This window comes from Lysobacter enzymogenes, from assembly GCF_900106525.1.
Taxonomy (GTDB): Bacteria; Pseudomonadota; Gammaproteobacteria; order Xanthomonadales; family Xanthomonadaceae; genus Lysobacter; species Lysobacter enzymogenes.
In genome coordinates, this window is the sequence record NZ_FNOG01000005.1 from 387,276 (window position 1) to 409,881 (window position 22,606).

General features: G+C 70.4%; 19 protein-coding genes. 10 read left to right on the top strand and 9 right to left on the bottom strand.

All coding sequences use genetic code 11. From position 1 onward, the window contains the following. Positions 1–5: 5 nt before the first annotated feature. The 3 genes from BLU84_RS14595 to BLU84_RS14605 form a co-directional block, all read right to left on the bottom strand. Entirely contained in the window at positions 6–308 is a 303-nt protein-coding gene (locus BLU84_RS14595; protein ID WP_074868490.1) for a hypothetical protein, read from the bottom strand. Beyond that, the gene (locus tag BLU84_RS14600; RefSeq protein ID WP_074868493.1) at positions 305–574 is read right to left on the bottom strand and encodes a hypothetical protein; all 270 of its coding nucleotides are present in this window, start codon (positions 572–574) and stop codon (positions 305–307) included. The genes BLU84_RS14595 and BLU84_RS14600 overlap by 4 nt, the downstream gene beginning before the upstream one ends. A gap of 511 nt (positions 575–1,085) precedes the next feature. Then, the gene (locus BLU84_RS14605; protein WP_233431149.1) at positions 1,086–3,260 is read right to left on the bottom strand and encodes a TonB-dependent siderophore receptor; all 2,175 of its coding nucleotides are present in this window, start codon (positions 3,258–3,260) and stop codon (positions 1,086–1,088) included. A 256-nt stretch (positions 3,261–3,516) separates the two neighbouring features. On the opposite strand from BLU84_RS14605, the gene BLU84_RS14610 reads away from it, so the two are divergent. Beyond that, on the top strand, positions 3,517–4,578 hold the full coding sequence (locus tag BLU84_RS14610; protein ID WP_074868497.1) for a DNA topoisomerase IB: 1,062 nt from the start codon (positions 3,517–3,519) through the stop codon (positions 4,576–4,578). A 12-nt stretch (positions 4,579–4,590) separates the two neighbouring features. Here BLU84_RS14610 and BLU84_RS14615 read toward each other — a convergent pair whose 3' ends face one another. Continuing rightward, complete coding sequence (locus BLU84_RS14615; protein WP_074868500.1) at positions 4,591–5,079, bottom strand: MgtC/SapB family protein; 489 nt, start codon at positions 5,077–5,079, stop codon at positions 4,591–4,593. A 241-nt stretch (positions 5,080–5,320) separates the two neighbouring features. Here BLU84_RS14615 and BLU84_RS14620 point away from each other — a divergent pair, with 241 nt between their 5' ends. Then, positions 5,321–5,767, top strand: coding sequence for a PA2169 family four-helix-bundle protein (locus tag BLU84_RS14620; protein ID WP_074868503.1), 447 nt, complete (start codon positions 5,321–5,323; stop codon positions 5,765–5,767). 139 nt (positions 5,768–5,906) lie between these two features. On the opposite strand, the gene BLU84_RS14625 is transcribed toward BLU84_RS14620, so the two are convergent. From BLU84_RS14625 to BLU84_RS14635, 3 genes are read right to left on the bottom strand one after another with little or no spacing between them, the layout of a single operon-like run. Continuing rightward, positions 5,907–6,368 carry a gamma-glutamylcyclotransferase family protein gene (locus BLU84_RS14625; protein WP_083382603.1) on the bottom strand — a complete coding sequence of 154 codons (462 nt, stop codon included), beginning with the start codon at positions 6,366–6,368 and terminating at the stop codon, positions 5,907–5,909. A 40-nt stretch (positions 6,369–6,408) separates the two neighbouring features. Beyond that, positions 6,409–7,119, bottom strand: a complete 711-nt coding sequence (locus BLU84_RS14630; RefSeq protein WP_074868506.1) for an alpha/beta fold hydrolase — start codon at positions 7,117–7,119, stop codon at positions 6,409–6,411. After that, the gene (locus tag BLU84_RS14635) at positions 7,109–8,365 is read right to left on the bottom strand and encodes an MFS transporter (RefSeq protein WP_083382604.1); all 1,257 of its coding nucleotides are present in this window, start codon (positions 8,363–8,365) and stop codon (positions 7,109–7,111) included. The genes BLU84_RS14630 and BLU84_RS14635 overlap by 11 nt, the downstream gene beginning before the upstream one ends. 121 nt (positions 8,366–8,486) lie before the next feature. Between BLU84_RS14635 and BLU84_RS14640 the strand changes: the two genes are divergently transcribed. Continuing rightward, positions 8,487–9,383, top strand: coding sequence for a LysR family transcriptional regulator (locus BLU84_RS14640; protein ID WP_074868512.1), 897 nt, complete (start codon positions 8,487–8,489; stop codon positions 9,381–9,383). 61 nt (positions 9,384–9,444) lie between these two features. Here BLU84_RS14640 and BLU84_RS14645 read toward each other — a convergent pair whose 3' ends face one another. After that, positions 9,445–10,074, bottom strand: a complete 630-nt coding sequence (locus tag BLU84_RS14645) for an NAD-dependent epimerase/dehydratase family protein (protein WP_074868515.1) — start codon at positions 10,072–10,074, stop codon at positions 9,445–9,447. A 191-nt stretch (positions 10,075–10,265) separates the two neighbouring features. Between BLU84_RS14645 and BLU84_RS14650 the strand changes: the two genes are divergently transcribed. From BLU84_RS14650 to BLU84_RS14665, 4 genes are all read left to right on the top strand, one after another. Next, on the top strand, positions 10,266–11,480 hold the full coding sequence (locus tag BLU84_RS14650) for an NAD(P)/FAD-dependent oxidoreductase (RefSeq protein WP_074868518.1): 1,215 nt from the start codon (positions 10,266–10,268) through the stop codon (positions 11,478–11,480). Between the two features lie 175 nt (positions 11,481–11,655). After that, positions 11,656–14,211: a TonB-dependent receptor plug domain-containing protein gene (locus tag BLU84_RS14655; RefSeq protein WP_074868521.1), complete on the top strand. Its 2,556-nt coding sequence runs from the start codon at positions 11,656–11,658 to the stop codon at positions 14,209–14,211. A 5-nt stretch (positions 14,212–14,216) separates the two neighbouring features. After that, positions 14,217–15,518, top strand: a complete 1,302-nt coding sequence (locus BLU84_RS14660) for a cytochrome-c peroxidase (RefSeq protein ID WP_139175012.1) — start codon at positions 14,217–14,219, stop codon at positions 15,516–15,518. Between the two features lie 28 nt (positions 15,519–15,546). Beyond that, a complete protein-coding gene (locus BLU84_RS14665) occupies positions 15,547–16,215 on the top strand; it encodes an AraC family transcriptional regulator (protein WP_074869005.1) in 669 nt (222 codons plus the stop codon). On the opposite strand, the gene BLU84_RS14670 is transcribed toward BLU84_RS14665, so the two are convergent. Then, a complete protein-coding gene (locus BLU84_RS14670) occupies positions 16,206–17,111 on the bottom strand; it encodes a sterol desaturase family protein (protein WP_074868524.1) in 906 nt (301 codons plus the stop codon). The two genes, BLU84_RS14665 and BLU84_RS14670, sit on opposite strands and share 10 nt — an antisense overlap. A gap of 370 nt (positions 17,112–17,481) precedes the next feature. On the opposite strand from BLU84_RS14670, the gene mqo reads away from it, so the two are divergent. From mqo to BLU84_RS14685, 3 genes are all read left to right on the top strand, one after another. Next, positions 17,482–19,176, top strand: coding sequence for a malate dehydrogenase (quinone) (gene mqo, locus BLU84_RS14675; RefSeq protein WP_074868527.1), 1,695 nt, complete (start codon positions 17,482–17,484; stop codon positions 19,174–19,176). A 532-nt stretch (positions 19,177–19,708) separates the two neighbouring features. Then, positions 19,709–21,514, top strand: a complete 1,806-nt coding sequence (locus BLU84_RS14680; protein WP_074868530.1) for an ABC transporter ATP-binding protein — start codon at positions 19,709–19,711, stop codon at positions 21,512–21,514. A 125-nt stretch (positions 21,515–21,639) separates the two neighbouring features. Continuing rightward, positions 21,640–22,569 carry an MBL fold metallo-hydrolase gene (locus BLU84_RS14685; protein ID WP_074868533.1) on the top strand — a complete coding sequence of 310 codons (930 nt, stop codon included), beginning with the start codon at positions 21,640–21,642 and terminating at the stop codon, positions 22,567–22,569. The last annotated feature ends 37 nt before the right edge of the window (positions 22,570–22,606 follow it).

Consider the following 22,606-nt stretch of genomic DNA (forward strand, 5'->3'; position numbering starts at 1 on the left):
CCCGTCTAAACCATCGCCGCCCGCGTCAGCGCCAGCGCGCCGAACGCCAGCGCGTTCGCCAGCCCCAGCCACAGCCACGCGCGCGCGCTGCTGCGGAACAGGAACACCAGCGAAAACACCGCGCACCACAGCGGCGCGATCAGCCACATCACGAACTGGATGCGGCCGCCGTCGCCATCGACCGCGCCCGGCCCCCACCACGCGAACAACCCCGACAGCGCCAGGGCCAGGCCGAAACCGAGGAGCAACCCGGCCGAGCCCTTACCGAACCAATGCCGGCTCTGCAGCCGTTCGCGTTCGCCGCTCATCGCCCGCCCCCGCACCGACGCGCGCGCCAGGCCCCGAGAAACGGCGCCAAGGTCGCGACCAGCATCAACACCGTCAGCCACATCGCCACCGCCGCGGCCGCCCCCAGCGCCGGCCACAACAACGCCAGCGACAGCAACGCGCACCCTGCCCCAAGCCATGCCCGCACCGGCGTAGCGCGCCACTGCTGTTGCGGCGAAGCCAGATACAACCCCCACGCACCCAGTACGCCGAATGCCATCGCCGGCACCACCCACCAAGGATTCATCGCACCGCTCCCTGTAGGAGCGGCGCGAGCCGCGACGCGGTAGACGCAAACGCCGAGGAAATGCACGCGGGCGATTGCCCTATCCACCGCACACCGACGCTTCCGCCGCGAGCGGACGCCCCGCGGTCGCGGCTTGCGCCGCTCCTACAGGTAATCATCGTCGCTGCGGCCGCGCCCTGTAGGAGCGGCGCGAGCCGCGACGCGGCAATCGCAGGCGCCGAGGAAACGCACGCAGGCCATTGCCGCAACCGCCACCCGCCGGAGCCTTCGCCGCGAACGGACGCCCCGCTGTCGTGGCTTGCGCCGCTCCTACAGGTAGTCATCGTCGCTGCGGTCGCGCCCTGTAGGAGCGGCGCGAGCCGCGACGCGGTAATCGCAGCCGCCGAGGAAACGCACGCAGGCCATTGCCGCACCCGCCACACGCCGGCGCTTCCGCCGCGAACGGACGCCCCGCGGTCGCGGCTTGCGCCGCTCCTACAGGTAGGCATCGGGGCGTTCGCGGCGGTGTGCATCACCAGCTCAGGCGTACGCTGGCGACCACGGTGCGGCCGCTGCCGTAGTAGCACGAAGCCACGCTGCCGCAGGTGGAGATGTAGGTCTTGTCGCTGAAGTTGCCGATGTTGAGCGCGAACTGGGTCGCCGGGCCGTTGCCGGTGTCGACACGGTAGCGGATCGCCGCGTCGAACACGGTGTAGGACGGGATGCGGTAGAGATTGGCGCTGTCGCCGTAGCTCTCGCCGCTGTAGCGCACGCCCGCGGCCAGGCCCAGGCCTTCCAGCGCGCCGGCGTGGAAGGTGTAGTCCAGCCATGCGGTCGCGGTCCATTCCGGCACCTGCGCCAACTGCTTGCCGCGCAGTTCGGGCGCGCCGCGGGTGAGTTCGGAATCCATGCGCGAGGCCGCGCCGATGATGCTGAAGCCTTCCAGCGGAGTCACCCGCGCTTCCAGCTCGACGCCGCGCACGCGGCCTTCGCCGCTCTGCGCCTGGCAGCGCAGCGCGCCGCTGGCGCCGCAGTTGACGTGGGTCGGGTCGGGATCGTCGACCAGGATATTTTCCTGGCGCAGGTCGTAGGCCGACAGCGTGATCAGGCCGTCGAAGCTCGACGGCTGGAACTTCACCCCGCCCTCCCATTGCTTGCCGGTGATCGGGTCGAACGGCGTGCGCGTGTAGCTCTGGTTGATGTCGGTGGTCGCCGGCTGGAACGACTCGGCATAGCTCAGGTACGGCGACCAGCCGTTCGGCGCGGCGTACAGCACGCCGGCGCGGCCGGTGAAGGCGTCGTTCTTCAGCCGCGTGCGCACCCACGGCGTAACCGCGCCGGTGGCGACGGTGCGGGTCGCGGTGGCGGTGTCGTCGTCGGTGCGGTCGTAACGGCCGCCGAGCAGCACGCGCCAGTTGCCGAACGCCATCTGGTCTTGCAGGTAGGCGCCGGTCTGCTCGTTGGTGCCGCGCGACAGGCCGACCGAACGCACCACCGGGGTGTAGCCGGTGTAGACCGGATGGAAGATGTCGATCGGCGCCGGATTGTTCATCGACCCGCGCCCGCCGACCCAATCGGCCTTCTGCCAGTCCACGCCGAACAGCAGCGTGTGCGCGATCGCGCCGGTGACGAACTTGCCCTGGATCCGGGTATCGATGGTGTCGCCGTCGGAATCGCCGTCGCCGTAGGTGGCGCGGCGGTTCTGGGTACGGCCGTCGGCGTTCAGCGCGCCCAGGGTGATGACGCCGCGATACAGCGAATCGACGTGGGTGCGGCGCGCGCTCTGGCTCAGCGTCCAGTTCTCGTTGAAGCCGTGCTCGAACAGCCAGCCCGCGGTCCACAGGGTGCGGTCGTAGGTGTTCCAGCTCGGCTCGCCGATGAAGGTGGTGTTCTTCATCCGGCCGTAGCGGGTGGGCCGCAGGGTGCCGTCCATCGGCAGGAACTGATAGGTCGAGCCGCCGTCGTCCTTCTGGTACAGGCCCAGCAAGGTCAGGCGGGTGCGCTCGGCGATCTGCCAGGTGTAGCTGGGCGCGAGGAACCAGTGCTTCTGCTCGGTGTGGTCGATCTGGGTGTCGCCGTCGCGGTACAGGCCGACCAGCCGCACCAGGTGCGCGTCGCCGCCGCTGCCGGTGCCGACATCGAAGGCCGCGCTGTACTGGCCGTGGCCGTCCAGGCCCAGTTGCAGCACCTGCTGCTGGCCGGGCGTGGGCGTCTTGCTGACCTGGTTGACCATGCCGCCGGGCGCGACCTGGCCGTACATCACCGCCGACGGGCCCTTGAGCACTTCGACCCGTTCCAGGTTCCAGGTATCGAACATGGTCCGGTTCCACTGCCCGCCCTGCGGCGCGCGCAGACCGTCGAGGGTGACGTTGTTGCTCCAGCTGCCGGCGTCGTAGCCGCGGATGCGGAAATCGTCGACGCGGTTGTCGATGCCGCTGCTTTCCAGCGACACGCCGGCGACGTAGCGCATGGCCTCGTTGAGGTTCTGCACGCCGCGCGCGTCGAGCTCTTCGCGCGCGATCACCGCGATCGACTGCGGCGTCTGCGCGATCGGCGCGTCGGTCTTGGTCGCGCCCTGGGAATGGGTGGTGGTGCGGTAGGCGTTGACCCGGACGGTGTCGAGGGTCTGCGCGTCGGCGGCTTCGGCCGGCGCGGCCTCTGCAGCCGCGAGCTCGGCCGCCTGCGCCGCGAACGGCAGCGCCAGCACCACAGCGAGGGAAAGGGAAAGCGGAGAACGCGCGAAAGCGCGCAGAGATCCTTCTGCGTACACGAGAGTCGGCCCGTTGAAAACGATTGGCTGACTGCAGGTGCAGCGGCTGACGCGGCGCATCATAGCAAATGAGAACGGATCGCAATAGCAGGCTTGCGCGAGTCCGCAATCCCGCCTAAACGCGAAGCCGGTCGCGACGCCATCGCGGATTTTCTTGTTGCTGCGTTGACGCGGCGCCCCGTATCACTGGCGCATGGCCTCGCCTCCTCCCAGCGACCGCAACGCCCGCCGCAGCGCGCGCGGCGCCGGGCTGCGCTACGTCGACGACGGCGAGCCCGGCTTCAGCCGCCGCCGCGCCGGCCGCGGCTTCGCCTACCGCGATGCTCGCGGCCGGCCGTTGCGCTCGCCGCGCCAGCTCGAGCGCATCCGCACACTGGCGATCCCGCCGGCCTACACCGACGTGTGGATCTGCGCCGATCCGCGCGGCCACCTGCAGGCGACCGGACGCGACGCGCGCGGGCGCAAGCAATACCGCTACCACCCGCGCTGGCGCGAACAACGCGACCTGGGCAAGTTCGAACGCATGCTCGCCTTCGCCGCCGCCCTGCCCGCGCTGCGCCGGCGGGTGCGCGCCGATCTGGCGCGGCCCGGGCTGCCGCGCGAACGGGTGCTGGCGATCGTGGTGGCGGTGATGGCGCATACCCTGATCCGGGTCGGCAACGACGAGTACCAGCGCAGCAACGGCTCGTTCGGCCTGACCACGCTGCGCAACCGCCACATCCGCTTCCTGCGCGGCGGCCGCGCCCACTTGAGCTTCCGCGGCAAGGGCGGGCAGCGCCAGCAGATCGAACTCGACGACGCCAACCTGGTGCGGCTGGTGCGGCGCTGCCAGCAGTTGCCCGGACAGGCGCTGTTCCAATATCTCGACGACGACGGCCGGCGCCAGGCGGTGGATTCGGGCGACGTCAACGACTACTTGCGCGAGATCATGGGCGCGGAATTCACCGCCAAGGATTTCCGCACCTGGGGCGCGACCGCGAGCGCGTTCCGCCGGCTCGCGTTGACCGAATTGCCGCCGCCGCACCGCGACGGCCGTCCCAACGCGCGCGCGATCGCGCGGATCGAGAATCAGGCGGTGGCCGAAGTCGCGCAGATGCTGCGCAATACGCCGGCGGTCTGCCGCGCATCCTACCTGCATCCGGCGGTGCTGCAGGCCTGGCGCGAAGGCCGCCTGCGCCTGCCGGCGCGCACGCCGTCCAGCGATCGCCAGTGGGAGCGCGCGACGCTGGCGTTCCTGCGCCGACGCCGGCCTTGAGCGTCAGCGGCGTTAGTCTTCGGGCGCTGCCTCGCTCGCGGACTTGGCCGCGAACCCAAGCCGCCGCTCGGCCGCCTTGAGCGCCGCAAGCACCAGCAAGGTCAGCGCGGCGGCGGCCAGCGCCAGCACGTGATAGCGCAAGCCGGTGCAGGCGCCGATCACCGCGGCCATCAGCAACGACGCCGCGGTGGTGATGCCGGCGACGTCGCGCCCGCCGCGCCAGGCGAAGATGGTGCCGGCGCCGATGAACGACACGCCCGCCACCACCGCCTCGACCAGGCGCATCGGGTCCATGTTGATCAGGAACGGCGCGCGGAAACGAGGATCGCCGATCGCCAGCAGGCCCATGCCGATCAACAACGAGGACGCGCCCGCCACCAGCATGTGGGTGCGGAAACCCGCGGGCCGGTTCCTGAGTTCGCGTTCGAAGCCGATGGCGCCGCCGAGCAACATCGCATAGGCCGCGCCGCCGACCACCCACAACTGGGCCATCCAGTGCATGTGTGCAGGTCCGTTCGGGTTCGCGTCCTGTGTAGCCGCCGCCGCGTAAGCGGCCGGTGATGCGGCCGCGCTCTGCGTGCAGACGCAGTAAACCCGTTGTTAGCGCGCGATGACGAAGGCGCGATGCGCTCTCGCGCGTCCTCACTCGCAGGTCACGGCTGTTTAATGCCGCGGCTCGGATAGTGGACTCAACCGATGCGCACAGCGTCGGCCTCTTTCCCAGCCTCCACAGGAGACGGCGATGACCGACAAGAAGACCGAGCACAGCCTCAACGATCTGATCCAGATCGCCCGCGACGGCGAGCATTTCTACGCCGAGGCGGCGAAGAAGGTCGGCGACACCGAACTGGCCGGCACGTTCCTGCGCATGTCCACCGCCAAGGGCGCGATCGTCCAGCAACTCAGCACCGAGGTCGCCGCGGTCGGCGGCGAGCCCGCCAGTAGCGGCACCTTCGTCGGCTCGATGCAGGAAGTCTACGGCCGCGTGCGCGCCGCGCTCGGCGACACTCGCTACGGCTACGTAGCCGAACTGGAGGAATCCGAGGATCGCCTGCTCAAGGCCTTCAACGAGGTCCAGGGCGATCCCAACGTCGCGCCGTCGGCGCGGGCCGCCGTCGAACGGCTGCTGCCGCAGGTGCGCGAAAGCCATCGCGAGATGAGCCAGCGCAAGCATGCGATGAAGCACTGACCTTCAACGCGGCAATCGCGATCTGGAAACGCCGGCGCTAGGCCGGCGTTTCCGTATCCGACCCTGTGTCGGATCGCGACCTAGCGTTTAGACCGCCCTCGCCCGCCCGCGCGGCGGCGCGCGCCCCCGCGCTGCGGCTTCAGCCCGCCGCAGGATGCGCAGCGTAAAGATTGGCCACTTCGACGCGTCCGTCGGCGAAGCGCACCGGCACCAGCATGCGCAGGTATTGCTCGCCCTCGAACTCGTCCAGTCTCGGCCAATGCGCGGGCAGTTCCTTCGAGACGAACAACTGCACCCCGACCTCGGCGCCGTCCGGCGACCAGCGCAGCGCCGGAAAACCCATGTCCGCGCCCCAGCCCAGCGCCTCCAGCGTCCCGGTGACCGCGCCGCCGCCGATCCACTCGCCGGCCAGATCGCTGAGGTGATGGTGATTGGGTTGGCCCGGCGCCAGCGTGCCGTACACCGCCAGCCGATGACCGGCCGCGTAGGCGCGGGCGAACTGCGCTTCCAGTTCGTCGACCTGCGCGCCCGCTGCGGCTTGCGCGCGCAAGTCGTTGAGGCGCGCCAGCGCGGCCAGTTCGTTCGCAGACAGTTCGCTCATCGTGCGGATCCTTTGGAAAAGTCGGTCGTTCGCAAGCGTTTCACCACGCCAGCCAGCGGCGCAGCAGTTCGGTGGCGAGCTGCGGCGTTTCCAGGGTCGGCAAATGCCCGCAGTCGGGGATGCGTTCGAGCACCGAGCCGGCGATGCCGCGATGCATCTCCTCGGCCGCGGCCGGCGGCGTCAGTTGATCGTCTTCGCCGACCGCGATTAAGGTTGGCACGTCGATGGCGGCCAGCAGCGGCCGCGAGTCCGGCCGCTGCAGGATCGCGGTCTGCTGGCGCCGATAGGCCTGCGCGCCGACGCGCTGGGCCATCGCCCGCACCTGCGCGCCGACCGGGCCGTCGACATGCCGAGCATGCACCAGGGTCGGCAGCAGTTGCTGGGTCACGCCGGCGAAACGGCCGCGGTCGAGCAGGCGCAGGCCGGCGCGGCGCTGCATCGCGCGCAGCGGCGAGTCCGGCGCGGCGCTGGTGTCGAACAACGCCAGCTTGCTCACCCGTTCTGGCTGCTGGCGCAGGATTTCGAACGCGACGTAGCCGCCCATCGACAGCCCCGCCAAGGCGAAGCGCGGCGGCGCCGCGGCCAGCACCCGCGCGGCCATGCCGGCGACGCTGTCGTCCTGGGTCAGGTCGGCCACGCCGATGTCGGCCACAGCGGCCAGGTCGCGCACCTGCTCGCGCCACAGTTCCTCGTCGCACAGCAATCCCGGCAGCAACAGCAGCGGCGGCCGTCCGGACGATTCATACCCCACGCGCTTGCCCTCTGCCTTCGACCTGGATCGCCAACACGATACCCAGCAAAGCCAGCGTCGCGGTCAAAGCGACCTCGCCGCCCCAACCGCCGTGCTGCCAGGCCCAGCCGCCAAGCGGGCCGGTGATGCTGGAGCCGAAGTAATAGAACAGCAGGTACAGCGAAGAGGCATGGCCCTTGTCGGCACCGGCCAGACGCCCGACCCAGGCGCTGGCGACGCTGTGGCCGACGAAGAAACCGAACGTGACCAGGCTGATGCCGGCGACGATCGCCACCAACGACGAACCCAACGTGACCAGCGCGCCGAGCGCCATCAGCGCCATGCCCGCCGCCAGCGGCCAACGCCCGCCGTAGCGGTCGGCCAGGCGCCCGGCCAGCGGCGAGGAGAACATGCCGAACACATAGGCCAGGAAGATCAGGCTGATCCGGCCCGGGCCCAGGAGGTAAGGCGCGCCGGCCAGACGGAAGCCGACGTAGTTGAACAAGGCCACGAACACGCTGGTCAGCACGAAACCGACCGCGAACAGCCGCAGCAGTCCCGGATGGCGCAGTTGCGCGCCCCAGGCGCGCAGGTGCCGCTGCAGCACGAAACCGCGCTGCGGCACGAACCGGCGCGACTGCGGCAGCAGCGCGGCGAAACCGAACGCCGCGACCAGGCCGACCGCGCCGATCGCGGCCATCGCCGTGCGCCAGTCGGCGGATTCGACCAGCAGGCCCATGCCGACCCGCCCCATCATCCCGCCGAACGCGGTGCCGGCCACGTACAAGCCCATCGCGCCGCTGAGATGGCGCGCGTCCATTTCCTCGGCCAAGTAGGCCATCGCCACCGCCGGCACGCCGCCGAGCAAGGCGCCTTCGGCCAACCGCGCCAACAGCAGCAGCGGCCAATTCGGCGCGGCTGCGGCGAGCAGGTTGCAGACCGCCGCCAACACCATCGAGGCGAACATCAGCCGCCGCCGCGCGACCTGCTGCGACAGCGCACCGACGGCGAAGATCGCCACCGCCAGCGCCGCGGTGCTCAGCGACAGCGCCAGCGAACTGCTGGCCGGGCTCAGGCCGAAGTCGCGGGCGAATTCCGGCAGCAACGGCTGCACGCAATACAGCAGCGAAAAAGTCGAGCAACCGGCCAGGAACAGGGCGAGGTTGGCGCGGCGGTACGCCGCGCTGCCGCGTTCGATGCCGGGATGCGGCGGCGCCGCGGAACCAGGGGCCGCGGTGCATGGGGCCATGACGGGAGTCGTGCTCATGGGCGCCAGGATGGCGCTGCGCGCTTCATTCGTCCAATATATGAAACAGCGGTCTCTGATACTTTTTACAGATACCAACGCTTTTACCGGACCGTCACCGCCGACTGCGCCCGAGGCCCCGATGGAACTGCGCCATATCCGCTACTTCCTTGCCGTCGCCGAGGAAGGCAATTTCACCCGCGCCGCCGAGCGCCTGGGCATCGCCCAGCCGCCGCTGAGCCAGCAGATCCGCGATCTGGAAAACGAGATCGGCGCGCGCCTGTTCCACCGCGTCCCGCACGGCGCCGAACTCACCGAAGCCGGCCGCGCCTTCCTCGAACGCGCGCGCAGCCTGCCCGAGCAGGCCGCCGCGGCGGTGCGTCAGGCCCAACGCGCCGCGCGCGGCGAAACCGGCGCGCTGCGCCTGGGCTTCACCTCCTCGGCGATCCTCACCCCGCTCACCACCCAGGCGATCCGCGAGTTCCGCCGCCGCTACGGCGAAGTGGAACTGACCCTGGAGGAAGACAACAGCGCGCACCTGTCGGCCAAGCTGCGCGACGGCAGCCTGGATCTGGCCTTCCTGCGCCACGACGGCAGCGAGAACGAAGGCGTGCTGCTGCACGCGCTGCTGGACGAACCGATGATCGCCGCGCTGCCGCTCAGCCACGCGGCGGTGCGCGACGGCCGGCGCAAGTCGATCCGGCTGACCGAGCTGCGCGACGACGCGTTGATCCTGACCCCGCGCAACGTCGGCCCGACCCTGCACGAGGCGATCCTCGGCGCCTGCCGCCGCGCCGGTTTCGAGCCGCGCATCGGCCAGCACGCGCCGCAGCTGGCCTCGTCGCTGGCGCTGGTGGCGGCCGAGCTGGGCGTGGCGATCGTGCCCGAGGCGATGCGCCGCTTCGCCCTGCCCGGCATCGTCTATCGCGACATCGCCGGGTTGCAGCCGATCGCGCGGCTGGCGCTGGCGCAGTTGCCGGAGCTGGATTCGGCGCCGGCGCGCAACTTCGTCGAGTTGGTCAAGCAACTGCCGCGTTGAGGCATCGGGCGGTGCGTCGAAGCGATGGGCGCTGCGTCGGCGCCTTGGCGGTTCGGCGCGCTCAGACCAATCGCTCGGAGCCGACCGCATGCACGCCCGGCTGCGCGCGCAGCGCGGCATCGAGCAAGGCCTGGGCGATGTGCGGCGCCGGGTTGATCCGCCAGCGCCGCGGCAGCAGCGGCCCGAGCGTGCGCAACACCGCGCTCGCGGCGGCCTCGCCGGGGCGCGATTGCGCGCGCTCGCCGCCGATCAGGCCCGGCCGCACATAGGTCAGCGAGTCGAAGCCGACCCCGGCCAGCGCCTGCTCCAGTTCGCCCTTGACCCGGTTGTAGAACACCCGCGAGCCGGCATCGGCGCCGAGCGCGGAGTTGAGCGCGTAAGTTCGGGCGCCAGCGCGGTGCGCGGCCTGCGCGAGCGCCAACGGGTAATCGAAGTCGACCTTGCGGAAGGCCTCGCGCGAACCGGCCGCGCGCATCGTCGTGCCGAGCGCACAGACCACCGCGTCGACCCGCCACCACGGCGCGTCGGGCGGCAGCGCGTCCCAGTCGATCTGCGGCGCGTCCAGCTTGGGATGCGGCGGCAGCGCGCGGCGCGTGGGCGCGATCACCCGTTCGATCGCCGGATCGGCCAGCGCCAGCCGCAGCGCGTGGCTTCCGACCAGGCCGGTCGCGCCGGCCAGCAGCAGTTTCATGGGCGTGTCCTCGGTCCGGCGTGGTCAGGCCGCGATGATGGCAGATCGGCGCGTGCGGCTGTCGCGCGCCGGGTCTGCGTCCGCATTAAGCGGATGCGAACCGCTACGCATTGGGCGAGAAACACGCGCGTATCACCTCACGCACACGCCGCCGCGGTTTAGCTGGCCTTCCCTTCCCGTCCGGCGACGTCATGGATCTCAAAAGCGGCTATCCGTTCTGGGCGATCCGCAACGGCCTGATGCACGCCTTCCCGCGTCTGCAGCAAGACCTGGACTGCGAGATCGCAGTGATCGGCGGCGGCATCAGCGGCGCGCTGATCGCCGACGAGCTGGCCGCGCACGGCCACGAGGTGGCGGTGCTGGAACAGCGCGACATCGCCTGGGGCAGCACCGCGGCGAGCACGGCGCTGCTGCAGTACGAGATCGACACCCATCTGATCGAACTGAGCCAGCGCTTTGGTGAGCGCAACGCGGCCCTGGCCTATCGCGCCTGCGCCGCGGCGGTGGAGCGCCTGGGCGAGGTCGCCGCCGAACTGCGCGATGTCGATTTCCGCCGCCAACGCAGCCTGTACTACGCCAGCCGCAGCAGTCATCTGCCGCTGCTGCGCGAGGAGGCCGCATTGCGCGTTCGCCACGGTCTGGCGCTGCGCTGGCTGGAAGCCGACGAGCTGGCCGCCGACTACGGCCTGCGCGCGCCCGGCGCGATGCTCAGCGAATGCGCGGCGGCGGTGGACCCTTATCGCATGACCTCGCGCCTGCTCGCGCGCCTGCGCCGGCGCGGCGGCCAGGTCTACGACCGCACCTGCGTCGAGCATCTTCAGGCCAAGTCTCGCGGCGTCGAACTGCGCACCGCCGACGGCATGCGCGTGCGCGCCGGCCATGTCGTCGTCGCGGCCGGTTATGCCGGCCAGCGCTGGATCGACCAGCCGCTGGCGCGCAACCGCAGCAGCTACGCCTTCGTCACCGATCCGCTGCACGAGGACGAGTTGCAGGCGCTGCGCGCGACCATGGTGTGGGAATCGGCGCGTCCATATCTGTATCTGCGCAGCACCGGCGACGGCCGCCTGGTGGTCGGCGGCTGCGACGACGCGATCGACCTGCCGGCGCGCCGCGACCGCCGCGTGCAATCGCGCGCCAACCGTCTGGTCCGCCAGGTACAGCAACGCTTCGAACGCCTGCGTCTGCAACCGGCGTTCGCCTGGGCCGGCACCTTCGCCGAAACCGCCGACGGCCTGCCCTGGTTCGGCGCGCATGCGCAGTACGGCCCGCGCGTGCTGTTCGCCATGGCCTACGGCGGCAACGGCATCACCTACAGCATGATCGGCGCCGGGCTGCTGCGGGCGCGGATCGAACGGCGCGCGCATCCGCTGGCGCGGTTGTTTTCGTTCGAGCGTTCGCCTCGCTAGCGGATCCGTTGCGCCGCCGCGCCGGCGCATGAGCGCGACCCGCACATGAACACAGGTTGACTCATTCAGCTTCGACTGCGACGATAATCACAGCGAGCAACAAGGGGCTCTCGCAGTTCTCACGCCAGCAGACCGACTTCCGACCGGAAGCCGGCAAACCTACCGTGAGAACTCGATGAATCGCCTGACCCTGGCCATCGGCCTGGCGCTGTCGGCCGGATCGCTGCGCGCCGCAGAAACCCCACAAGCCCCCGTCGCCGCTGTCGCGCCCACTGCGGCCCCCGACGACGCCGCACCGGCGCCGTCCATCTACACCTACGATCCACTCAAGGTCATCGGCCAACGCCTGTTCCCGTACCAGGAAGGCATGAGCCTGGACCGCCGCTACATCGACGAACAGATCCGCGGCAACGGCGACATCGGCACCCTGCTGCGGATCAATCCCAGCGTGCAGTTCGACGACACCGCCGCGACCTCGCGCAACATGGGCGAGATCCGCCCGGCCGACATCAGCATCAACGGCGGGCTGTACTACCAGAACGCGTTCGTGCTCGACGGCGCCAGCTTCAACAACGACACCGCGCCGGGCGGCTCGACCCTGGCCGCCAGCATCATCGACGTGCCCAGCCACAGCCAGGGCATCGCCCTGGACGCCAGCCAGATCGGCACGCTGACCGTCTACGACAGCAATGTGCCGGCGTCCTACGGCGGCTTCAGCGGCGGCGTGGTCGAGGCCGAGAGCCGGCGCGCGCGCGACGCGTTCTCCGGCAGCGTGGTCGCGCGCATGCAGCGTTCGGTCTGGAACGAAACCCACATCGTCGCGCCGGCCGTGCAGAATTTCGAGCAGTCCTCGACCGAATCGCTGCAGCCGCGCTACGACAAATACCAACTGCGCGCCACTCTGGAAGGCCGCACCCGCAACGGCCTGGGCCTGTCCGGCACGGTCTCGCGCCTGCGTTCGGTGATTCCGCTGCGCGGCTACACCGCCGGCCGCAACAGTCCGACCGACGAAAACGAGAAGGAGCAGGTGCGCGAGAACACCAGCGCCAGCCTGCGCGCCGACTGGAACGACGGCGACGGTCTGGAGATCAGCGCCAGCGTCAACTACGCCCCGACCGACGAGCGCTATTTCATCGTCAACGCCAAGAACGGGTATTACGACCTCAAGCAAGGCGGCCCGGTCGCCAGCGCGCGCGTCAACTACCAGCGCGGCGACTGGACTTGGCGCAACACCCTGAGCTACAGCGACCTGGACAGTTCGCGCCGGAGCCAGACCGATTACTGGAAGTCCTGGGCGCGGTCCAGCGAGATGGACTGGGGCGTGACCACGCTCAGCGCCGAGGGCAGTTGGGGCAATATCGACCAGCGCAACCGCAACCTGGGTTACAAGCTCGTGCTCGAGCGCGAGCCGCTGCGTCTGGGCCGCGGCGAGCACCGCCTGCAGTTCGGCCTGGAATACCGCGACCGCAACGCCGAGTACCACCGCCTCAACGATCATTACAGTTACCTCACGCCCGTCGCGACCTTGACCTGCACCGCGGCCAACGGCGGCGTCGATCGCGACGGCTGTTCGCTGGCGCCGGTGGACGCCACCGGCAGCGGCGTGATCAAGGGCCGCGGCCAGTACTTCACCCGCCGCAACCTCTATCGCGAGGGCGCTTTCAGCGTCGACAACCGCGAATGGGCGGTGTTCGCCCAGGACGACCTGCGCCTGGGCCGCTGGAGCCTGCGCCCGGGCGTGCGCGTGGACGGCGACAGCCTGATGGGCCGCACCACCGTCGCGCCGCGGCTGGCGGCGTCCTGGGACGTGTTCGGCGACCGCGACACCTTGCTGACCGCCGGCGTCAACCGTTACTACGGCCGCAACATCTTCGCCTACAAGTTGCGCGAAGGCCGCGAGCGCCTGCAACTGGAACAGCGGCGCGGCGCCGACCTGATCTGGCGCGATGTGCGCGTGTCCCCAGCCGATTACCGCTTCGACCGCCTGCGCGTGCCTTACGGCGACGAACTGGCGCTGGGCTGGAATCAGCGCTGGGCCGGGCTGGACCTGAGCCTGAAGTACGTGCGCCGCGACAACCGCGACGAAGTGTTGCGCCAGACCATCGTCAACACCGACGACAGCGGCTTCTACGACACCCGCGTCAATCGCTACGACAACCGCGGCCGCAGCCGCAGCCAGACCTATACCGCCAGCCTGGCGCCGGCGCAGCCGCTGCGCTGGGGCCCCGCCGTCACCACCGCCGAGGCCGCGTTCGACTACACCGACGTTCGCCGCAACTACACCGACTACGAGACCGTCTACAGCGAAACCTTCGAAACCTGGGTGCGCTACCAGGGCAAGCTGATGCGCACCTGGGAGCTGCCGGCGACCTCGTTCAACCGTCCCTGGACCGCACGCCTGGCGACCCAGACCCGCTGGGAGGCGGCCGGGCTGCTGTGGAGCAACTTCCTGCGCTATCGCAGCGGTTACCGCGGCAAGCGCACCGTCGGCAACGAGAGCTATCAGGGCGAGGCCATCGCGGTGATCGAAGAGGTCGCCTATCCCGCGACCTGGACCTGGGACAGCGCCGTGGAATGGACCCTGCGCCTGCCGCGCGATCAGCAGGCCTACGCGCGGGTGGAGGCGCAGAACCTCACGAACCGCTCCAACCTGATCAGCAGCGCCACGACGGCCACCACCGTCTACGAACCCGGCCGCTCGTACTGGCTGGAACTGGGCTACCGATTCTGACCGCGATGCGCACGACCCAACGATGGGCCAATCTGGCCGTGGCGGCGGCCTCGGCGCTGACGTTCGCGACCGTCTTCGCCGGCCTGCTGTGGGCCAGCGCGACCGCGGCGCAGTCGGCGCCGCAACGCGAGCTGGAGCCGGAGCCGACGCCCGACCCCGTGTCCGACCCCGTGGCCGCGCCGACCGACAAGCCGGTCGCGCAAGCGGCGGCAAGCCGCGTCGCGGCGTCGGCATCCGCCCCCGTCGCCGTCGATCTGGACGAATGCCGCCGGCGCCTCGACGCCGGCGGCGCGCAGATTGATCGCGACTGCCTGCGCCGGGTGTACGCGCTGCCGATCGGCCGGTGGCCGCAGCCGCTGACCGATCCCGGCGCGCGCTGGTCGGAACTGGCGCCGCTGCCGAAACAGGCGCCCTACCCGCCCGACAACCCGCCGAGCCCGGCCAAGACCGCGCTCGGCAAGCGTCTGTTCGAAGACCCGCGCCTGTCGGGCTCGGGCCAGATCGCCTGCGCCAGCTGTCACGACTCCGAACTGGGCTGGGGCGACGGACGCAGCGTGCCGTTCGGTCACGACCGCCAGCGCGGCCGCCGCAATGCCCTGCCGGTGGCGATGAGCGGGTTCGCCGCGCATCTGTTCTGGGACGGGCGCGCCTCCAGCCTGGAGGCGCAAGTGCTGCATCCGCTCACCGATCCGCGCGAGATGGCCGCGCGCCCGGCCGCGGTGCTGCGCCGGCTGCGCAGCCAAGCGGACTATCGCCGCGCCTACGCCGACGCCTTCGGTTCGCCCGGCATCGACCTGGCCCGCACCAGCCAGGCGCTGGCCAGTTTCCAGCGCAGCCTGGTGCCGCGCTTCAACCGTTTCGACCGCTTCCTCGAAGGCAGCCGCAACGCGCTCGACGACCGCCAGCTGTGGGGCCTGCATCTGTTCCGCACCCGTGCGCGCTGCATGAACTGCCACAGCGGCGCGACCCTCAGCGACGACGGGTTCCACAACCTGGGCCTGCATTTCTACGGGCGCGCGCTGCAGGACCTGGGGCGTTACGAGGTCACCGGCGATCGCGCCGACGCGGGCAAGTTCAAGACGCCGTCGCTGCGCAACGTGGCCAAGACCGGGCCGTGGATGCACAACGGCCGCTTCGCCACGCTGCGCGGGGTGGTCAATCTCTACAACGCCGGCATGCCGCGTCCGCAGCCGACGCCGCAGCAGATCGGCGATCCGCTGTTCCCGCAGCCCGATCCGCTGCTGCATCCGCTGGACCTGCACCGCACCGAGCTGGAAGCGATCACCGCGTTCCTGGAGACTCTGTAGCCCCTCCGCCGCCTTGCCCGCCCTGCCGATGTCGCCGTGGACCGGAACCCTGCGCATCCACGAAGAGTTCGCCCTGGCCTGGGCGGCGCCGGGCGATACCGCGCCGCACCGCCACTACTGCCATCAGATCGTGCGCGCCGCGCACGGCGTGGCGACGGCGACGATCGACGGCGAGCTGCTCCGCGAGCCGGTGCTGGCCATCGCTTCGCAGCGCGAGCACCGGTTGCAGGCCGACGAGCGTCCCTGCTTCCTGCTGTTCGCCGAGCCCTCCAGCTTCCAGCTGCAGGCGCTGGCCGATGCGATCACCGCCGCGCCGGCGCAGGCCGACGCGATCGCGCTCGCCGCCGCGCGCTGCCGGCGGCCGCAGACGCTGGATCCGCGCGTCGCCCACTGCCTGCAGCGCATCGACGGCCTGCTCGCCGACAAGATCCCTGCCGCCTCGCTCGCCGCCGGCGTGCGGCTGTCGCTGAGCCAGTTGGAGCGCCTGTGCGGCGCCCAGTTGAACCTGTCGGTGCGGCGCCTGGTGCTGTGGCGCCGGCTGCGGCTGGCCGCGGCCGAAGCGCTGCGCGAGCGCAGCCTGACCGTGGCCGCGCACGCCGCCGGCTTCGCCGACTCGGCGCATCTGTCGCGCGCGTTCCGCCGTTTCTTCGGCGTGCGCGGCAGCGATCTGGTGCGCGCGATGCGGCTTCAGTCCTGAGCCAGCGCCGCGCGCAGCGCCGGCGGCAACGCCGGCTCGGCTTGCGCGGGGCGGGTACGGAACGGCTCCAGCAACTGGCCGGCGTAGTCGCGCGGATAGTCCGGATGGCTGCCGATGCCCAGGTCCTCGCTGCCGACGCGATAGCCCGGCGCCTGCGCGGCGGTACCGAGCAAGCGGTCCCAGACGCTGAAAAACAAGGCGAAATTGACGTCGCCGGCGCGGCCGTAGCGCAGATGGTGCAGACGATGCACCGGCGCCCAGGCGAACACGTGGCGCAGCGGGCCGATGCGCATGTCGACGTTGGAGTGCTGCAACTGCAGCTGGATCGCGATGGCGAAGGCGAGCACGCAGGTCGCCTCCAGCGGCAGCCCCAGCGCGATCAGCGGGCCGACCCCGGCGGCGGCTTCGACCGCCTGATGCAGCGGGTGCTTCATCAGCCCGTTGAAGCCATACATGCGGGTCACGCTGTGGTGCACGGCGTGGAAACGCCACAGCAGCGGCCAGCGATGGCTGGCGTAATGGGCCAGGGTCAGTCCCAGGTCGGCCAACACGATCGCCGCCGCCAGCTGCAGCGCCAGCGGCCACGACTGCGGCCACAGCACCGGCCACGGCCGCCACGCCGCGGCCAGCGGCAGCAGCGCCAGGCCGGCGAGGTTCAGGCCCTCGTTGACGACGAAGTGGATCGCATCGCGCCCGCGTTCGCCCGGGCCGCGGTTCCACTCGCGCCGGTAAGGCAAGGCGCGCTCGCTGGCGAACGACACCGCCAGCGACAAGGCCAGCAGCGGCGGCAGCGCCCAGTGCGGGCGCAGGCCGAGGCCGTCGACGGCGTACAGCGCGGCGAGGATGAAACCGAAGAAGAACGCGGGGGCGTACAGACGCTGGAACCATGCGGACATGCGCGGGGCCTGGGGAGGAGGTGCCGGCACGATGCCGCGCCGGCGCCGCCGCGCGCTTGTAGAAACCGCGCATGGCTGCCGCGGGTGCCTCGGTCGGGCGCTGCCGGGCGCGGTTCCGCCCGAAGCGGACAGGCGCGCGCCCCCGCTGGAGCAAATGGCATGCCCCCGCGCCGTGGTGGCGCCCGCATGCATACGCCGCAAGCCGGCCGCGGCCGCTCCCGCCCGCACGGGCCCGGCACCACGCGGCCTCCACTCCAAGCGCCTTATCCTGCCCGTCCCTTTGGCCCGATGCCCGGTTCGCCCAGGAAGGCGCCGCAAGGATGGATCCGCCGGCCGCCGCGCATCGCCTCACCGCGATCGGTCCCCCGCCATGAAAAAATTCCGCAAAGTCCTGTTGCTGCTGATCGCCGTCGCGGCCGTCGGCGGCGCGCTGTTCCTGTACTGGCCGCTGTACCAGCGCTCGGTGCCCGCGGCGCAGAACGATCAGCCGGTGGATGTGGTGCTGGTCGGCGCCGGCATCATGAGCGTCACCCTGGCCACCTACCTGCAAGAGCTGCAGCCGGACTGGAAACTGCAGATCTACGAGCGCCGCGACGGCGTCGCCGAGGAAAGCTCGGACGGCTGGAACAACGCCGGCACCGGCCACTCGGGCTTCGCCGAACTCAACTACACCCCGCAACTGGCCGACGGCAGCGTCGAGACCAAGCGCGCGGTGGAGATCGCCGAACAGTTCGAGATCTCGCGCCAGTTCTGGTCGCACCAGGTGCGCGAAGGGCGGCTGGGCACGCCGAGCGACTTCATCAACCCGACCCCGCACATGAGCTTCGTCTGGGGCGAGGACAACATCGACTACCTGCGCAAGCGCCGCGACGCGCTGGTCAAGAACCCGCTGTTCTACGGCATGCAGTTCTCCGACGATGCGGCCCAGATCAAGCAGTGGGCGCCGCTGCTGATGGAGGGACGCGATCCCAAGCAGCACGTCGCGGCCACCTACATGCCGCTGGGCACCGACGTCAATTTCGGCGTCATCACCCGCCAGCTGACCCAGGGCCTGCAGCGCAGCCCGAACTTCGCCTTGAACCTCGGCCACGAAGTCACCGCGCTGCGCCGCAACGCCGACAAGACCTGGAACGTCACCGTCAAAGACCTCAAGTCCGGCCAGGAAAGCACGGTCAAGAGCCGCTTCGTGTTCATCGGCGCCGGCGGCGCCGCGCTCAAGCTGCTGCAGCTGTCGGGCATTCCCGAGGCCGACGATTACGCCGGCTTCCCGGTCGGCGGCCAGTTCCTCGCCTTCACCGCGCCGGCCATCGCCGACCGCCACCGCGTCAAGGCCTACGGCATGGCCGAGACCGGCTCGCCGCCGATGTCGGTGCCGCACCTGGACGCGCGCAAGCTCGACGGCAAGCCGGTGATCCTGTTCGGGCCGTTCGCGCTGTACAGCACCAAGTTCCTCAAGCACGGTTCGTGGTTCGACCTGTATTCCTCGGTCAATCACGACAACGTCGGCGAGATGCTCAGCGTCGGCGCCGAGAACCTGGACCTGGTCAAGTACCTGATGAGCCAGGCGCAGCTCAACGACAACGACCGCCACGCCGAGCTGCTGAAGTACTTCCCCACCGCCAAGCGCAGCGACTGGACCCTGGTCACCGCCGGCCAGCGCGTGCAGGTGATCAAGCGCGATCCGGTCAAGGGCCCGGTGCTGCAGTTCGGCACCGAGATCGTCATCGACAAGGACCGCAGCATCGCCGCATTGCTGGGCGCCTCGCCGGGCGCCTCGACCTCGCCGCCGATCATGCTCGACCTGATGGCCAAGGCCTTCCCGCAGCAGGTCGCGGCCGGCTGGGGCGAGAAGCTGCGCCAGATCGTGCCGTCCTACGGCCGCAAGCTCAACGACAGCCCGGCGCTGACCAACGAGATCCGGCGCATGACCAGCCAGACGCTGCAGCTGCCGTATCTGGAAGTGCCGGTGGCCGGCGCGCAGCCGGCGCAGACGCCGCCGCCGGCACCGACGCCCGCGCCGGCGAAGGACGCGCGCAACCAGAACCCGGAACTGCAGGCGATGTGAACGCCGCGCCCGTTCCGCCGCCACGCGGCGGGACGGGTTCTCGCCCGCCGCAGCGGCGCGGCGCGCCGGCGAACCGTCGCAAAAATCAGCGGCGCGCACGCTGCCGAACGACCCACTGCGCGCAATCGCAGCGACCCGCATCACACATCCGCGCTTCGCCGAATCTCCCGCAACCGCGGCGATTTTCGCCCGCCGCGCCGCGCGCCGGCATATTTGTGATGCACCGCGCCCAAGGATGCGAAACGCATCGCTACTTCGACGGGCGACACGCAACTCGCGTTGACCGTGCCGACCACACGACGTAACACTGTCGCGTCAGTTTTCGTCCTGTCGGTTCAGCGCGCACACCCGAAGCCTCGATGGCGGTGCGCACGCGAGCCGCGTCGGCCGGCGCGCGCGTGCTCGGCCCTTCGCCGATCCCATGCCAGCGCGCCGCCGCGCCGGCATCGCCCCTGAACCGCTTCCCGCCACACCCCGGAGCCGGCCGAGTGAACAGGCGCAACGCAATCCGTACCGCAGCCTTCGGTGCCGCATGAGCCGGCCCCATCCTTCCGACGAACCTGCGAACAAACCCGCCTCGTCTTCGCGCGACCTGTGGCGGCTGATCCGCACCGGCCGGCCCTCGCCGGTCGCCTTGTCGGTCGCCGCGCTGGCGGCGATCGCCTCGGTCGCCGGCACCTTGTGGTTTCCGGTCCAGACCAAGCAGATGATCGACGGCTTCGGCCGCGGCCAGATCGATGTGTGGGCGATGGTCGGGCTGGTCGCGATCCTGGCCGCCGCGGCGCTGCTCAACGCCGCGTCCGCTTATCTGCTGGCGCGGGTCGGTTACCAACTGGTCGCGCGCCTGCGCCAGAGCCTGATCGACAAGCTGCTGCGCCTGCCGGTGTCCTCGTTCGACCGCGAAAGCAGCGGCGAACGGGTCAGCCGAGTGGTGCGCGACTGCGAATCGATTTCCGAACTGATCGCGCGCCAGGCCGTCAACCTGCTGACCGGCGTGCTGCTGCTGGCCGGCTCGATCGTGGTGCTGTTGCTGCTGGACGTGCGCTTGACCCTGGCCCTGATCGGCTCGATCGGCGCCGCCTTCGCGATCATGATCCCGATCGCGTTCCTGCTCGACGGCCTGTCGCGCCGCATCCAGGACCGCACCGCGCGCTTCAGCGGCATCCTCACCCACATCTTCCAGGAAATCCGCCTGGTCAAGGCCTTCACCGCCGAACCGCGCGAGCGCGAGCGCAGCCGCGGCGAGATCGACGGCCTGATGCGGCTGGGCCTGCGCGTGGCGCGGGTCAACGTGTTGCTGGAGCCGCTGATGAGCCTGGCGATGACCCTGGCGATCATCGTCATCCTGGTCTACGGCGCCGCGCGCGTGGCCGCCGGCGAGATCACCGTCGGCACCCTGACCGCGTTCATCCTCTACATCTTCAACGTCGCCACGCCGTTGATGCAGCTCACCCATTTCACCGCCGAGCTGCAGAAGGCCAAGGGCGCCTCGGCGCGGATCGCGGCGATCCTGCTGGAAGACGAGGAACAAGCCCGCCCCGGCACCGCCGAGCGTCTGCCCGGGCAGGCGCTGGAATTCCACGGCGTGTCCTTCGCCTACGACGGCCGCGACGCCGCCGTGCTGCGCGGCATCGACCTTCGCTTCGAACCGGGCCGGACCGTGGCCCTGGTCGGCACCAGCGGCAGCGGCAAGACCACCTTGCTGTCGCTGATCGAGCGTTTCTACGAACCCAGCGGCGGCCGCATCCTCTACGGCGGCCGGCCGATCGGCGAGTTCGACCTGCGCCAGTGGCGCGGCAGCATCGGCTATGTCGCCCAGAGCGCGCCGGTGATGCCCGGCAGCGTGCGCGACAACATCGCCTACGGCCTGGACGGCGAGTTCGACGACGAACAGCTGCGCTCGGCCGCGCGGCGCGCCGGCGCGCTGGAGTTCATCGAGAAGATGCCGCAGGGCTTCGACACCCAGCTGATCGAACAAGGCAACAATCTCTCCGGCGGCCAGCGCCAGCGCATCGCCATCGCGCGCATGTTCCTGCGCGACCCGGACATTCTGATCCTCGACGAAGCCACCTCCGCGCTCGACAGCGAGACCGAGCATCAGGTCAAGCTGGCGCTGGACGAGCTGATGCGCGGGCGCACCAACATCATCGTCGCCCACCGCCTGTCGACGGTGATGCACGCCGACCGGATCTGCTTCCTCGACGCCGGGCGCATCTCCGGCATGGGCAGCCATGTCGAACTGCTGGCCACCCATCCGCATTACGCGCGATTGGTCGAACGCCAATTCCGGCATCCGGCCGAGGCCGAGTCCGCCTCCGAGCTGGCGCTCGCCACGTGAACGGCGCGCGCCGATCGCGCCGATTGGGCCCGGCCGCGCAACGCACTTGTGCGCCGCGGCGGTTGTTTCCGCTGCCGCATCCGGCCTAGCCTGGGCCGTCCCCCGCCGTGCCAGGAAACCCGCCCATGTCCGCCACCCCCACCCTGCGCCTGTCGCTCGCCTTCGGCCTCGTCGCCGCATTCGCGGCGTTCGCCGCGCAATCGGCTCCGGCCAAGGCCGCCGAGCCGCTGCGCATCGAGGTCTACAACCCCGGCGAAAACGGCGTGTTCCCGGTCTCGTCCGAACTCGTCGTCGGCGAGCGCGAGGTGCTGCTGATCGACGCGCAGTTCCAGCGCTCCGACGCGCAGGCGCTGGTCGAGAAGATCCGCGCCACCGGCAAGACCCTCGGCACGGTCTACATCAGCCAGAGCGATCCGGATTATTACTTCGGCCTCGACACGATCCGCGCCGCCTTCCCCGATGCGCGCATCCTCGCCACGCCGCAGACGGTGGCGGCGATCCGCGAGAGCATGCAGGGCAAGCTCGCCTACTGGGGGCCGATCCTCAAGGACAACGCGCCGCGGCAATTGATCGTGCCCGAGGCGCTGCAGGGCGACACGCTGACCTTGGAAGGCCGCACGCTCAAGATCCAGGGCCTGCGCGGCCCCGACCCGGCGCGCACCTATCTGTGGATCCCTTCGCTCAAGACCGTGGCCGGCGGCGTGGTGGTGTCCAGCGGCGGCCACGTGTTCATGGCCGATACGCAGACACCGGCCTCGCGCCAGGGCTGGTTGAAGACGCTGCGCGGCATCCAGGCGCTCAAGCCGGCGCGGGTGATTCCCGGCCATTACCTCGGCCCGGAACCCAAGGGCCTGGACGCGGTGAAGTTCACCGCCGCCTACATCGCACGCTTCGAACGCGAAGCCGCGCGCGCCGCCGATTCGGCCCAGCTCATCGCCGCGATGCAGGCCGCATATCCCAAGCTCGGCGAGGCGTCTTCGCTGGAGCTCAGCGCCAAGGTGATCAAGGGCGAAATGCCGTGGCCGGCGCCGGCGCCGGACGCGGCCAAGCCGTGAGGGCGCGCGGGCCGTCGCCGGCCCGCCGCTGCTGCGT